General features: G+C 60.6%; 10 protein-coding genes. 8 read left to right on the top strand and 2 right to left on the bottom strand.

All coding sequences use genetic code 11. The annotated features are described in order from the left end of the window. The first annotated feature begins 397 nt into the window (after positions 1–397). Genes RQ865_RS09030 through dapE form a run of 6 tightly spaced genes read left to right on the top strand, consistent with a single transcriptional unit; the run spans position 398 to position 8033 of the window. On the top strand, positions 398–2233 hold the full coding sequence (locus tag RQ865_RS09030) for an ABC transporter substrate-binding protein (protein WP_311478975.1): 1836 nt from the start codon (positions 398–400) through the stop codon (positions 2231–2233). 18 nt (positions 2234–2251) lie between these two features. Continuing rightward, a complete protein-coding gene (locus tag RQ865_RS09025; protein WP_311478974.1) occupies positions 2252–3316 on the top strand; it encodes an ABC transporter permease in 1065 nt (354 codons plus the stop codon). After that, positions 3313–4224: an ABC transporter permease gene (locus RQ865_RS09020; RefSeq protein WP_311478972.1), complete on the top strand. Its 912-nt coding sequence runs from the start codon at positions 3313–3315 to the stop codon at positions 4222–4224. Before RQ865_RS09025 ends, RQ865_RS09020 begins: the two co-directional genes overlap by 4 nt. After that, positions 4221–5957, top strand: coding sequence for an ABC transporter ATP-binding protein (locus RQ865_RS09015; RefSeq protein WP_311478970.1), 1737 nt, complete (start codon positions 4221–4223; stop codon positions 5955–5957). The genes RQ865_RS09020 and RQ865_RS09015 overlap by 4 nt, the downstream gene beginning before the upstream one ends. Continuing rightward, on the top strand, positions 5957–6889 hold the full coding sequence (locus RQ865_RS09010; RefSeq protein WP_311478969.1) for an LD-carboxypeptidase: 933 nt from the start codon (positions 5957–5959) through the stop codon (positions 6887–6889). The genes RQ865_RS09015 and RQ865_RS09010 overlap by 1 nt, the downstream gene beginning before the upstream one ends. Further along, a complete protein-coding gene (gene dapE, locus RQ865_RS09005; protein WP_311478967.1) occupies positions 6882–8033 on the top strand; it encodes a succinyl-diaminopimelate desuccinylase in 1152 nt (383 codons plus the stop codon). The genes RQ865_RS09010 and dapE overlap by 8 nt, the downstream gene beginning before the upstream one ends. A 4-nt stretch (positions 8034–8037) precedes the next feature. On the opposite strand, the gene RQ865_RS09000 is transcribed toward dapE, so the two are convergent. Continuing rightward, entirely contained in the window at positions 8038–9318 is a 1281-nt protein-coding gene (locus RQ865_RS09000; protein ID WP_311478966.1) for a helix-turn-helix domain-containing protein, read from the bottom strand. A gap of 185 nt (positions 9319–9503) precedes the next feature. Here RQ865_RS09000 and RQ865_RS08995 point away from each other — a divergent pair, with 185 nt between their 5' ends. Then, positions 9504–10634 carry a hypothetical protein gene (locus RQ865_RS08995; RefSeq protein WP_311478965.1) on the top strand — a complete coding sequence of 377 codons (1131 nt, stop codon included), beginning with the start codon at positions 9504–9506 and terminating at the stop codon, positions 10632–10634. Between the two features lie 308 nt (positions 10635–10942). Further along, positions 10943–11848, top strand: coding sequence for a 3-methyladenine DNA glycosylase (locus tag RQ865_RS08990; protein WP_311478964.1), 906 nt, complete (start codon positions 10943–10945; stop codon positions 11846–11848). Positions 11849–11967: 119 nt separating this feature from the next. Here RQ865_RS08990 and RQ865_RS08985 read toward each other — a convergent pair whose 3' ends face one another. Next, a complete protein-coding gene (locus RQ865_RS08985) occupies positions 11968–13425 on the bottom strand; it encodes a glyceraldehyde-3-phosphate dehydrogenase (protein WP_311478962.1) in 1458 nt (485 codons plus the stop codon). Between the last annotated feature and the right edge of the window lie 103 nt (positions 13426–13528).

The following is a 13528-nucleotide window of genomic DNA, read 5'->3' as shown; positions in this document are numbered from 1 at the left end:
GTTCTCAGCAGCTCATTCATTGTGTTGTCCTCCCAAATCCTCCTGTGAGCATCGCCGATGCGCATCGTGTCGTGCCTGCTGCCGCATCACACCGCGACCACTCCTCTTTGAGTGAGTCGCATAGAAACGAAATGCGGCTGAGCCCGTGGCTCGCGGCGATCATAGTCAGTTGCTGTTACCGCTGCACCATAGTTGACGAAACTTCGCCCGAGCATCAATAACCCTGACCGCGAGTTCGCGGACATCAATTCTGATGCTCGGGTGACGCATTGATGGCCGCCATAACTGCGCGGTAGCCTCAAGCAACATTCAACCAATGGGCTTCGAAGCTCAGTCCCTCAACTTCCATCCCCGTGTGGGCAACGTCGCCGCACGGCAACCGAAACGAAGGCGTCTCATGGAAAAACACAGTCCTCGGCCGAACCCGATTCGACGTCAATCGAATCGCCTCCTAGCCGGTGTGGCCGGCGCTGCCTTGGCAGTGGGTGGATTTGGTGTCAGCGCGACAGCTGCCGCCGCTAGCACCAGCACTGACCAGGTGATCAATATCGCACTCACCTCTGACGTTGACTCGGTCAACCCCTTTATCGGCGTGCTTGCTGACGCCATGCACATCCATCGCATCCAATATGAGCCGCTGGTGGCATGGGGTCCTGAAGACAACGCCGAGCACCCGGCCCTTGCGCAAGAGTGGCAATCGAATGACGATGGCACCACCTGGACCTACAAGCTCGAAGAGGGCGCAAAGTGGTCGGATGGTGAGACGATCACTTCTGAAGATGTCGAGTGGACCTACAACGCAATTCTCGAAAATGAGTCGCTGAGTTCAGCGTTCGGCGCCTACGCCAGCAACGTTGAAAACGTTGCTGCAGTCGATGACTACACGGTTGAAATACACCTTTCCGAACCACAGTCGGCAAACCCCGGCACCGATATTCCGATTGTTCCCGAGCATGTCTGGTCGACGATTGACGATCCGGCAGCTCACCCCAACGACAAGGATGTTGTTGGTTCGGGCCCCTTCCAGGTCACCAGCTACTCGGTTTCAAGCGGCATCCAAATGACTGCCAACCCGCACTACCGCGGCGGCGAGCCCGCGTTTGGCGGCATAAACTTCGTGCCCTATAAAAACACCGATGCCGCGGTGCAGGCATTGAAAGCCGGTGAGATCGACATGATCAGCGGCCTCACCACTGCCCAGTACGAGGCGCTGCAGAAAGACGAGAAGATTGAAGTTGTCGCGGCATCAGGTCGCGGATTCCGCGGTGTACAAATCAACCCCGGCGCCACCGACATCAACGGCAATCCGATGGGAGACGGCCACGAGGTGCTCCACGACGTCAAATTCCGTCAGGCGCTCGTGCACGCGATCGACCGCGATTCGCTCAACGAGCGAGTGCTCAAAGGTTACGGCACGACCGGAACCGGTTTGATCCCGCCGCTGTACCCGAACTTCTACGTGGAGCCCGGAACTTCGGGGCTGCTGGAGTTTGATCTCGACAAGGCCAACCAGCTGCTTGATGAGGCCGGTTATCAGCGCGGTGCCGATGGGGTTCGCACCGACCACGATGGCAACCCCATCAAGCTTCGCGTGTACTCCTACGAGCACGCTTCAGCGCAGCAGACGATCGACCTGATTGCTGGTGGGTTCGACGAGATCGGCATCAAAACCGAACTGAACGTCACCTCGATGGGGCAGTACAACGACGACACCGTGATGGGTAACTACGACATCTACGTCAGTGGCTGGACGGTGCGCCCCAACCCCGACTACCTGTTCGGTATGAACACGTGCGACTCACGCCCGGCCGCCGATGGTTCAGGAGCCACCAGCCTCGCGGGCTACTGCAACGAAGAGTTCGACAAGCTCTATGCACAGCAGGCATCTGAAACCGATCCGGATGCCCGAGCCGAGCTGATGAAGCAGATGCAGCTCAATATCGAACAGGCCGCGATCTTCCCGGTGTTCTTCTACCCCGACACTTTCCAGGCCTACCGCAGCGACAAGCTTGAGAACGTCGTGCCCCAGCCCGCCGAAGGTGGCGCAATCCTCATGCAAAACGGGGCCTGGAGCCTAGCCGCGGCAAAGCCTGTGGGTGGCGGCGACGGTGGTGCTGCGGGTGGAAACTCGACAGGTATTTGGATCGGTGCCGGTGCCGCTGTAGCAGTCATCGCAGGGCTGCTGTTCTTGAACTCGCGCCGCAAGAAGGCGTCGGCAGAAGAACGCGAATAATCGCGGTGAAGGTAACTCATGAGTGACACAAACCGTGTCCAGCCGGAACCGTCGGAGCAGGTCGACCTGCCCGACGGTTCCCAGGTGGACATTGACGAACCCAAATCACGCAGCTCTTGGCCGCGGTTCATTCTCGCCAGAGCGGGTGGCGCAGCCATCTCAATGGTGATGGTGGTCGTGGTGGGGTTCTTCGCGTTCCGCATCCTGCCCGGCGACCCCGTGCGGATGCTCGCGCAAGACCGCCGCACCACGCCCGAGCAGCTCGCGGCCCTGCGAGCCGAGCACGGGCTGGATGCGCCACTGTTTGAACAGTTCATCCGATATGTGAAGGGCCTCGCCACAGGCGACCTCGGTTCATCGCTGGTGTATCAGCAAGACGTCACGCAGCTGATCGGCGAGCGTTTTTGGCCAACCATCCTGCTCACCGGCACGGCCTCGCTCATCGCTGTCGTGGTTGGGCTTGCTATTGGGCAGCGGGCGGCGTGGCGACGCGGCACCGCCTTCGACAATGTCAACATGGGCATCGCGCTCACACTCTGGTCGGTACCCACCTTCTGGCTGGGCCTCATTCTGATCATGGTGTTCGGCGGGATGCTCGGATGGCTCCCCACTGGCGGGATGACCTCGCCCGGTTCCCGTCTCACCGGAATCGACCATGCGATTGATGTGGCGCGCCACCTGGTGCTCCCCGCGCTCGCCATGGGGGCGGTGTCATACGCCCACTACCTGCTGGTCATGCGCGCGTCGCTGCTGGAAGAACTGCCGAAAGACTACCTCCTGACCGCTCGTGCCAAAGGTCTGCGTGAAGACCTGGTACGTCAGCGTCACGCCGTACCCAACGCACTGCTACCAACCATCACCGTCATTTTCATGACGATCGGCGGCCTCATTGGTGGCGCGGTGACCGTTGAGACCGTGTTTTCGTGGCCGGGGCTTGGGTACCTCACCTTCCAAGCCTTGAACTCATCCGATTTCCCACTCTTGCAGGGCACCTTCGTGGTGTTTTCGGGCGTGGTCATCCTGATGAATTTCTTGGCAGACATCGCCTATCGCATTATTGATCCGAGGTTGAGAACGTCATGACTACCCTGCAATCCGCGCCGGTGCGTAATGGGGCGCTCCAGCGGAATCTGTCTCGCCTTCAGGGCTTTTGGAAAGAGTATGTTGGTCAGGCTTCGGGCATTGTCGGGCTCGTGCTGATTGTGCTGTGCGTTACCGCAGCACTCGCAGCTCCCCTGCTCTTTCCCGCCGACTCGCTCAGCGTCGCCAGAACGAACAACCCGCCGAACCTGCCGCCGAGCGGTGAGTTCCTCCTCGGCACCGACAATCGCGGGATCGATGTGCTCGCCCAGCTTATCTGGGGTGCGCGCGCTTCACTGCTTGTCGGCTTCGCCGCAACCGCAATCTCGATGGTCGTCGGCACCATTTTTGGAATGGCGGCCGGCCATTTCCAGGGGTTCACCCAGGCTGTGCTCATGCGCATCATTGATTTCTTCCTAGTGATCCCCTCGCTCGTGCTGGCGATTACCCTTTCGGCAGTCATCGGGTCGGGGCTCACCACCATCATCATTGCTATCGGGGTAACCGGGTGGGCAAGCACTGCCCGTGTGGTGCGGTCGCAAACCATGCAAATCGAGACGCAGGCGTATATCGAGCGTGCTCGAGCACTCGGTGCCGGTAGCCCGCACATCCTCATGCGTCATGTGCTCCCCGGTGTTATGCCGCTTGTGCTTGCCAACACCACGCTTACTGTGGCCCTTGCGGTAATTGCCGAATCGACCCTCTCGTTCCTCGGGCTGGGCGACCCCAGCACCGTCTCGTGGGGCTCAATGCTGAAAGGCGCTATGGATGCGGGGGCAGCAACCGCAGGCTATTGGTGGGTTGTACTTTCGCCCGGTATCGCCATCGTGATCGCGGTATTGGCGTTCACACTGGTGGGTCGATCAATGGAATCAGTCTTTAACCCCGCGTTGAGAGGCGGTGCAAAGTGAACAAGCTCGAGTTCAACAACGTCACGATCCGCTACGAACAGCGGGCCGGCTCGAATCGCCGTGCGATAGCTGCCGTCAAAAACGTCTCACTGGCAGTGAAAGAGGGCGGTGCGCTCGGGCTGGCCGGCGAATCGGGTAGTGGCAAGTCAACCCTCGCAATGAGCGTGCTGCGGCTACTACCCAAGAACGCCAAAATCGAAGGCGAAATTCTACTCAACGGCGAGCCAGTTGCCGACATGAGTTGGGGTCGGCTGCGCGTTGTACGCTGGACCGAGGCCGCGGTGGTGTTCCAAGGCGCAATGCACGCGCTCAACCCGGTGAAGCGAGTCAACGAGCAGATCGCAGAAGCGATTGAACTGCACGCCGTTGACGAACTCGCGCAGCTGAAAGATCCGAAGCGTCGCGCCGAGCGAGTGAACGAGCTGCTGCGCCAGGTTGACCTTACCCCTGCCAAGGGCAGGTCATTCCCCCACCAGCTTTCTGGCGGGCAAAAACAGCGCGTGATGATTGCAATGGCGCTGGCTTGCGAACCGAACGTGATCATCGCCGATGAACCCACCACCGCGCTCGATGTCATCGTCCAGGCGCAGGTGCTCGACCTACTCAAAGCCAAAGCGGCCGAACGCAACCTCACACTGCTCATGATCAGCCACGACCTCACCGTCCTGGCAACGGTGTGTGACGAAATCGGTGTCATGTACAAGGGCGAGCTCATCGAGCACGGCCCCAGTGATGAAGTGTTGACGAACCCACAGCATCCCCATACCGCGAAACTTGCCGCAGCGTTTCCGTTGATTGGCGACCCCAAATCGAGGCTTTCGCTGCCTAGCTACACGGCTCCGGATGCCCCAACCGCCGGCCCCAATGTGAAGCTCACCGAGGCGGTTCGGCAGATCGAATCGTTTGCCGACCTGTCGACCCAGAGCATCTCGCTCGACCAGGTCACGCTCGCTGCACGCGATCTATCGGTCGAGTTTGGACGCGGCAGCACCCACAATATCGCGGTCAACAAGGTGAACCTCACCTGCCGTCCCGGCGAGATAATTGCGTTGGTGGGTCAATCGGGTTCGGGTAAAACCACCCTCGCCCGCACCCTGCTCGGTCTCCAGCAACTCACCAATGGCGAAGTGATGTATCGCGGCGAACCCCTACCAACCAGGCAGCGCCACCTCAAGGAATATCGGCGCAAAGTGCAATATGTGTTGCAAGACCCAATGGCAGCGCTCAACAGTCGGCACACCGTATATGAGCAGGTTGCCGAGGGCATCCGAGTACAGGGAATTAAGGGCGATGAACGCGAACTTGTTGCCCGGGCCTTGGCCGCCGCCGAACTCGACCCGCCCGAAGAGTTCTTTAACTCATATCCGTTTGAGCTCTCTGGTGGCCAGCGGCAGCGAGTGGTCATCGCGGGCGCGCTCGCGCTCGACCCCGAGTTCATCATCGCCGATGAGCCAGTTGCGAGCTTGGATGCGTCCGTACGCGCCGGTGTACTCGCACTCTTTTTGCGGTTACGCAGCGAACGAGGGCTCGGAGCGCTCATCATCACGCACGACCTCGGACTGGCGTGGAACATCGCCGACCGTGTCGCAGTGATGTACCGCGGTGAAATCGTTGAGCACGGCCCTGTCGACGAAGTGCTCCTCGACCCGCAACACCCTTACACGCGCAAGCTCCTCTCGGTTGTCCCCACCAGCAAATCAACCGACATCACCGCAGAACGGGAAGGAATCTAATGACCTCGCACCCTGCACTTCGCCCGCTGCAGCGTGGCGACCGAGTTGCCCTCATCAGCACCTCAATTCCTCCCACTCCAGATCTCGTCGACGAGTCACTGGCAATTCTGGATGCGTGGGGGCTTGAGCCCGTTCTCGGTAAGCACGCACTCGACCGGCATCCACGCGCCGCCTACCTCGCTGGTCTCGACCAAGATCGGGCGCAAGACCTCACCGAAGCCTGGCTAGACAGCTCGATCGACGCGATCTTTTGTTTGCGCGGAGGCTATGGCACCCTTCGCATGGTTGACCACCTCGACCCCGATCTGCTGCGAACAGCCAAGCCAAAGCCGCTGATCGGTTCGAGCGACCTCACGGCTGTGCACGAATATTGGGAGCAGCACCTGCGGGTGCCCACCTGGTTTGCTCCGATGTTCGCGACGTTTGATCTGCTGCGCTCAACCCACAATGTCGAAAAGCTCCACGAAGCAGTTTTCGGTGACTACCACAGCGCTTCACTCACCTCGCCCGATGCGGTGACCGTCCAGGAAGGCACCGCTGAGGGCACCCTCACCGGCGGCACCCTGAGCCTCATTCGACAGGCACGCGGCATGAACATCTTCCCGCCCGAAACACAAAATGCTGACGGCAAAATTGTTCTGCTCGAAGACGTCAGTGAAGAGCCGTGGCGGCTGGATGGTCAGCTGCTGACCCTGGTTCGTTCGGGATACTTTGACGGAGTTGCAGGCATCGGTCTCGGCACCTGGGAGAAGTGTGGCGACCCCGAGCAGGTGATGTTCGTGCTCGAAGACTATTTGAAACCGCTCGGTGTTCCCATCGTCGCGGGGCTTCCATTTGGCCATGGTAAACAGGTTCAGCCCGTCCCGCTGGGGGTGCGGGCCCGGCTGATCGCCGAGGGTGACAACCCCCGAATTGAGATCGTCAATGACTAGCTCGGTAACCGCATCCGCTGGGCAGCCGAGCGATGTGATCGACCTGCTAACTCCCGACAACGGCCCGGTCGAACTTGCCCGCCAGCTGTGCAATATTCCGTCCGAATCTGGGCAAGAAACGCGCCTCGCCAACGCCATTGAGCAGTTGTTGGCGCGACGTGCCCCGCATCTCACAGTGCTGCGCGATGGCGACGCGATTATTGCGCGCACCGAACTCGGTCGCGACACGCGCGTACTGATCGCCGGCCATCTCGACACCGTGCCAATCAACGGGCTGCTGCCAGTGGTCGATGCGGCGCATGACCAAACGGGCGAGGCAATGCTGCGCGGACGCGGCACCGTCGATATGAAATCGGGAGTAGCGGTACAGCTCGCTCTCGCCCTCAACCTAGTTGCGCCAGTGTTTGACATCACCTGGGTTTGGTACGACCACGAAGAGGTGGAAGAACAGCGAAATGGCCTCGGGCGATTGGTGCGTAACCATCGCGACCTGTTCAACGCCGACCTCGCCGTGCTCGGCGAGCCGTCAAACGGATGCATTGAGCTTGGCTGCAACGGCACGATTACCGTTCGCGCCACCTACCGGGGACGCCGTTCGCACACCGCGCGCGCGTGGAAAGGAGTCAACTCGATCCATCGGGCCGGACGGCTGCTGCAGTTCTTGCACGAATACGAACCCGATCGTCCCGCCGTTGATGGCCTTGAGTTTCGTGAAGGAATGCAGGCGGTGCGCTGCAGTGGTGGAGTGGCCGCGAATGTGGTGCCAGACCTTACCGAGGTCGATATCAACTTCCGTTTCGCACCCAGTCGGTCGGTGCAAGAGGCCGAACAACTGCTGCGCAATATCTGCTTCGACGCTGACGATTTTGAGGTGCTTGATGTAGCCGCCGCCTCTCACCCGAACAGATACTCACCCGCGGTTGCTGCGCTCATTGAAAAACTGGGGCTGCCAGTGCGAGCCAAGCTCGGATGGACCGATGTCGCGCGGCTATCGAGCTTGGATATCCCCTCAATCAACTTTGGCCCGGGAGTGCCGAGTCTCGCGCACACTGATTATGAAGAGGTCAGCGTCGCTCAGATCGAACAGGCCTGGATGCTGCAGCGGGCGTGGCTGCTCGGCAGCCCCATTACGAGCATGAATTGACCGGTCACGCACGTTGCTGTTGCACACCAATTTGCCGCAGCACTTCGAGGCCCTGCAACGCCACTTGTAGTCGTAGTCGTGTGGCGGCAGCATCCAAGCTGTTGTCGAGCAGGGTTTCAAGCCGCTCAATGCGGTAATAGAGAGTTCGCCGTTCAATATGAAGCTGCTTTGCCGCGACAGTCTTGTTGCCGCCACTGTCGAGAAAAGCCCGCAGTGTTTCTAGCAGCGGTGTTCGCTGAACAGGGCTTAACCCGAGCACGGCACCGAGTTCATCCTCGACATAGCGCTGAAGTTCTGGGCCTTCAGCGAGGTTACCCAACAGGCTCAATAGCCCCAGGTCTGAGCTTCGATACAGCCCAGAAGCGCGCACCACTTCGGCACCGTGTCGACCGGCGTCTACCGCCTCGGTGAGGAGCTTGCGCAACCGACCAACCGAGCCTTCACGGCTGAGCCCGATCGAGATGGTGACGTCGCCAAAGCGATCACCGAGGGCGGTGAGCACAGTGGTTGCGAGCTGCTCACCCGCCTGCGCCTCAGCCTGCTGCCGTGACATGCCCACAATACCGAGACAGGTTGATTCAACTACCGCTGCCATACAGCTCAGATCGTGATGGTCAGCGTTTTTGCGCAACCGTTCAAGCGCGGTTTGCAGCAGCACCCGCTCGCCCGCAGTTGTACCGCCGAGTCGAATCGCCAGCCCCAAAAGCACGGGGCGTTCGAGATCGGCACCCACACTCCGCGAGCGCTGCAGCAGCATGTCGTGACTCCAGCGGCGGCCACGCCACAGATCGGCAATGAACTCGCTGCGCGCGGTGTCGATCAGTGAGGTTGATTCACGGCGCGTCAGCATCCACAGTGTGAGGTTGAGCGCCGCCCGCTCCACCGCTTTCTGTTCGAAATCGGTGGACACCTCGTCTCCCATCAGCAGGTGCACTGTGCCCCACTGTTCGTCACGCAGCTGCACCGGCGCAAAAACGCAGTCGCTTCCGCCCTTCGCGCCGTGCGGCTGCTGAACGTGATGTTCCCAGCGCTCGAGCAGTTGCGCATCGGTGAGGTGCCGCCCTGGAGCATAGGCCACGAGTTGCTGTGTGAAGTCATCGAACAGTGCCGGCTTGGCGGTCGCCTCGGCAAGCTCTGCGAGCATTTCTCGCATCCCTTCCCCGTGCAAGATTCGCTGCTGCATCGCTAGCGAGAGCTCATCAAGTTGTTCTATCTCGGCGAGTCGATATTCGGTGGTCAGTTCAGCTTTTGCGGTGGCCGCAGCCGCTGCGGGATTCGTCAACATGCTCACTCCGTTGTGGGTGTCGTTCTTCACCACACTATCGAGATTTCACAGAGTGTGAAATTTCATTCCCACTGATGTCTCACCGCGACAGTAGTTCTCGGCACGGCAGAGAAATAGAGTCGCCACTACGGGCTATCGCAGATGGCACAACCGGTCAATGACGACCCAGAGGAGTTGTAGGTGCAATGTCGCAAAATCAATCACAGTTGATCCAGCTTGCTCGCGACTACCAGCGCGCCTCTCGAGCTGAAAAGAGCGCCATCCTCGAACGGATGCAGGCCGATACCGGATGGTCTCGTGACCACTGCCGACGAAGCCTTCGCAAGACAGCAAATCCCACAGCCACGGCAACACCCGGTCGTCCGGCTGGCAGCCGCAAATATTCCACCAGCGCCGCCGAGGCACTCGAGCAGGTGTGGCACCTGGTCGGGCAGCCGAGTGGCCGGCGGCTGCAGGCAATGATGCCGAAGCTATTGAGCCGCCTCGACCAGCACGGTGAATTGTGTGAAGCGCTGTCCACTGCCGAAGTGCGCACCGAACTTCTCACAATGAGTTCGGCTTCGATCGACCGATATTTGCGGGCAGCTCGTGAGCGCTGCACACCCACGCTGTCTGACACCGACGCGTGCCTGCAGCAGCGCTTGGCCGAGCACGAGACGGTCGGTGAGGCCGGCAGGTTTCGGTTGTGTGCCGCAGCTAACCCCGTCGCAAACGGCAGCTGCAGCCACATCATTTCGCTCGGTTTGCACGACAAGCTCACCGGTTGGCGGATGCGTGTGGCCACCCCAAGCACATCCCCGCGCGTGCTCTTTCCCGCGCTCAATCGACTCGTACGGGCAAACCCGGTGCCGCTTCGCAGTATTGATGTTCATACTGGCAGCGAGCTGTTGAACTTCTCGCTCATCAGCTGGGCTCACGAGCGCAACATTGCAGTTTCGCCGTCGAGGTTTGCAACCAGCGACACCGAGAACGCGAACCAACCCGTTCAGTGCGATTGCCTCCCGCATGAAATGGCGATGTACGAGCGCCAGGCGCAACTGCAAACGCAACTGTGGGAAGTGCTCGACCAGCGTCACAATTACCTATTGCCGATTACGCGCGCGAAATACAAGGTATGGACCGGCAGCAGCGAAGTGCGCGTATTTGACAGTCTGCTCACGCCGCTGCAACGCCTGGAGGCGAGCCTTGATGGCCCGCTCAGCAGCGCTCTGCGCTGGCACGACGAGTGCCTCAACCCCGCTGCCATTTCCCGAGAAGCTGCCCGGCTGCAAGCTGAACTTGCCCTCACGAAGGCCCAGCATGCACCTGCTGCGTAGTCGCGCACCGCGACAGCGCGCGCACCGCAACCGCACGCACCGCAACCGCACGTACCGCAACCGCTCGCGCCCGCTGCACCGCCCCTCAGATTTTTGTTTCCTGGCTGCATCCCAAAACTGAAAATTGTTTCCTGACTGCATCCGGATGCAGAAATTTGTTCCCTGGCTGCAAAACAGGCTGTTTCGCCTCCATCCGGCCCTAAATCCCCTGTTTTGCAGCCAAAATTCTGATTTCAGGAAACAAAAATCCGAGGCCAGGAAACAAAAATCTGCAAGCACGCACCCACCCCAACTAAACTGGTACCACAATGACGCAGCGACTCTACTCGGCCACTTGGCGGCAGCTCGCAGCAGACCACGCGCGCCGAGCCGATGCGCTCACGGCTGACTATCGCAGCGCTCGCGCATCGGGTCGCCGCCATGCAATCGACGATTTCTTATTCACCTACTACTCGTACCGTCCCTCGGTGCTGCGCAAATGGCATCCGGGCATCGGTACCGCGCTCGACGACGCCGAAGACTACACCAACAAACGCTGGTATCGCGCCGACAAACATGGCTCGGTGACGGTGGATGCGGCCGCATTCCTCGCCGACCGCGGGCACGTGGCCCGCCAAATACAAGCACTCAGCGAGGCGATCGTTGGCCGGCAACCCCGCTTCAGCTGTTTCGGGCTGCACGAGTGGGCGATGGTGTATCGGCAGGCCGAACACCGCCACCCCATTCCGTTACGACTGGGCCAAGCGGGCACTGATGCCGTGGTTGAATCGCACGACATTAACTGCAGCCATTTCGATGCCTTTCGGTTCTTCACCCCGGATGCGCGACCCCTCAACCAGCTCCAGCCCACCCGAGCCAGCCAGTGCGATCTCGATCAGGCAGGCTGTCTGCACGCCAATATGGACCTCTACAAGTGGGCTATGAAACTCGGCCCGCTGGTGCCGGGCGATTTGCTGCTCGACACGTTTGAACTCGCCCGCGAAATCCGCTGGACCGACATGCAGGCCTCCCCCTACGACGTCAGCGACTACGGGGTTGCCGCCATCGCCATCGAAACTCCGCAGGGCAAAGCTGAGTATGTGCAGCGGCAGCGCGACTATGCCGAGCGGTCGCAACTGCTGCGCGGCCGGCTCATCGAGGTGATTCGGGCAGCCCAAAAAGCTGCCGCCACCGAAACAGAGGGAGGTTCTCGGCAGATTTTGGCCACAGGATGACCCACAGCGCATCCTGTGCCCGAAATCTTCCGCTGAACTCACGCATCTGCGCGCCGCTCCCCCAAAAACCGGCGGGCTCGATCCGAAGACCGAGCCCGCCAGATGCTAAACCGTAGCGATTAGACCTCGAGCACGTCGCGACGGTGCGGGAGCACTGCCGGGTGCACACCACCGAGGTGCTCGATGATGCGCACAACCTGCTTCGAGTAGCCGTACTCGTTGTCGTACCACACGTAGAGCACGAGGCTGGTGCCGTTCGCGATGGTGGCGAGGCCGTCAACGATGCCGCAGCGTTCGTGGCCAACAAAGTCGGTCGACACGATGTCGGGCGATTCAACATAGTCGATCTGCTGACGCAGGTTCGAACGCAGCGAAACTTCGCGCAGGTAGTCGTTGACCTCTTCACGGGTCACTTCACGGCCGAGCTCAAGGTTGAGCACCGCCATCGATACGTCCGGGGTGGGAACACGAATGGCGTTACCGGTGAGCTTGCCAGCGAACTCGGGCAACGCTTTCGCAACAGCCTTGGCGGCACCGGTCTCGGTGAGCACCATGTTGAGAGTTGCGGCGCGGCCACGGCGGGCAGCCTTGTGGTAGTTGTCGATGAGGTTCTGGTCGTTCGTGAACGAGTGCACGGTTTCGACGTGACCACGCACCACACCAAACTTCTTGTCGAGTGCGTGCAGGGTCGGGGTGATGCCGTTGGTGGTGCACGATGCGGCCGAGAGAATCTTCTCGTCATCGGTGATGTCGTTGTGGTTGATGCCGAACACGACGTTGCGCAGATCGCCCTTACCGGGGGCGGTGAGCAGCACACGGCCAACACCCTTCGACTGCAGGTGTTGCGACAGGCCCGCTTCGTCGCGCCAGCGGCCGGTATTGTCGACGACGATCGCGTCGTTGATGCCGTACTGGGTGTAGTCGATCGATGCCGGGTCGCTCGAGTAGATGACCTGAATCAGCGTGCCATTGGCGAGAATCGTGTTGTTCTCGTTGTCGACCTGGATGGTGCCGTTGAAGGGGCCGTGCACCGAGTCGCGACGTAGCAGCGCGGCGCGTTTGTCGAGGTCGTCGTCACCGTTCTTCCGCACCACAATGGCGCGCAGGCGCAGACCGGGGCCGGTGGCGGCCTGTTCAATAAGGATGCGGGCAAGCAGTCGACCGATACGGCCGAAACCGTAGAGCACAACGTCTTTACCCTGACCGTTCACGTCGGCGGGTTTGACCTCTGCGAGCTGCTCGGCGAGGAACGCTGCAATGTCGCCGTCGCCGCCCTGTTCGCGGTAGAGGCGGGCGAGCTCACCGAGGTCGACCGAGGCGGTGTCGAAGTTCATTTCTGAGAGCGCTTCGAGCAGTTTGATGGTGAGGTCGAGGGGCACCACGTCGCCCTGCACGCGACGTGCGTAGCGGTGGGCCTTGATCACGTCGACCGCCGAGCGGTTAATGAGGCGACGGCCGTGAATCGAGGTCACAATATTGTGTTCGCGGTAGAGCTTTGAAACCAGCGGAATCACCCGCTCGGCGGCCGCAACGCGTTCAAACCATTCAGTTTGAGCATGGGTGTACTGATCGGTCATCGGATCGTCCCTCCATCGGGTGTCGTGGCACTGCGAAGTGCACCGCAGCGGCGATTTTTCCTGCTTTCAGCTTACCCAACCAAGTCAACGATGCGCGCAGCTT

It is taken from the genome of uncultured Gulosibacter sp., from assembly GCF_963509965.1.
Lineage (GTDB): Bacteria > Actinomycetota > Actinomycetes > Actinomycetales > Microbacteriaceae > Gulosibacter.
Note: the sequence above shows the minus strand (reverse complement) of the source record. Positions and strands in the feature narration are given on the sequence as shown.

Excerpts from the sequence above, each read along its gene's own strand:
- RQ865_RS09030 (WP_311478975.1), top strand. The coding sequence starts at position 398 with ATGGAAAAACACAGTCCTCGGCCGAACCCGATTCGACGTCAATCGAAT.
- RQ865_RS09025 (WP_311478974.1), top strand. The coding sequence starts at position 2,252 with ATGAGTGACACAAACCGTGTCCAGCCGGAACCGTCGGAGCAGGTCGAC.
- RQ865_RS09020 (WP_311478972.1), top strand. The coding sequence starts at position 3,313 with ATGACTACCCTGCAATCCGCGCCGGTGCGTAATGGGGCGCTCCAGCGG.
- RQ865_RS09010 (WP_311478969.1), top strand. The coding sequence starts at position 5,957 with ATGACCTCGCACCCTGCACTTCGCCCGCTGCAGCGTGGCGACCGAGTT.
- dapE (WP_311478967.1), top strand. The coding sequence starts at position 6,882 with ATGACTAGCTCGGTAACCGCATCCGCTGGGCAGCCGAGCGATGTGATC.
- RQ865_RS09000 (WP_311478966.1), bottom strand. The coding sequence starts at position 9,318 with ATGTTGACGAATCCCGCAGCGGCTGCGGCCACCGCAAAAGCTGAACTG.
- RQ865_RS08995 (WP_311478965.1), top strand. The coding sequence starts at position 9,504 with ATGTCGCAAAATCAATCACAGTTGATCCAGCTTGCTCGCGACTACCAG.
- RQ865_RS08990 (WP_311478964.1), top strand. The coding sequence starts at position 10,943 with ATGACGCAGCGACTCTACTCGGCCACTTGGCGGCAGCTCGCAGCAGAC.
- RQ865_RS08985 (WP_311478962.1), bottom strand. The coding sequence starts at position 13,425 with ATGACCGATCAGTACACCCATGCTCAAACTGAATGGTTTGAACGCGTT.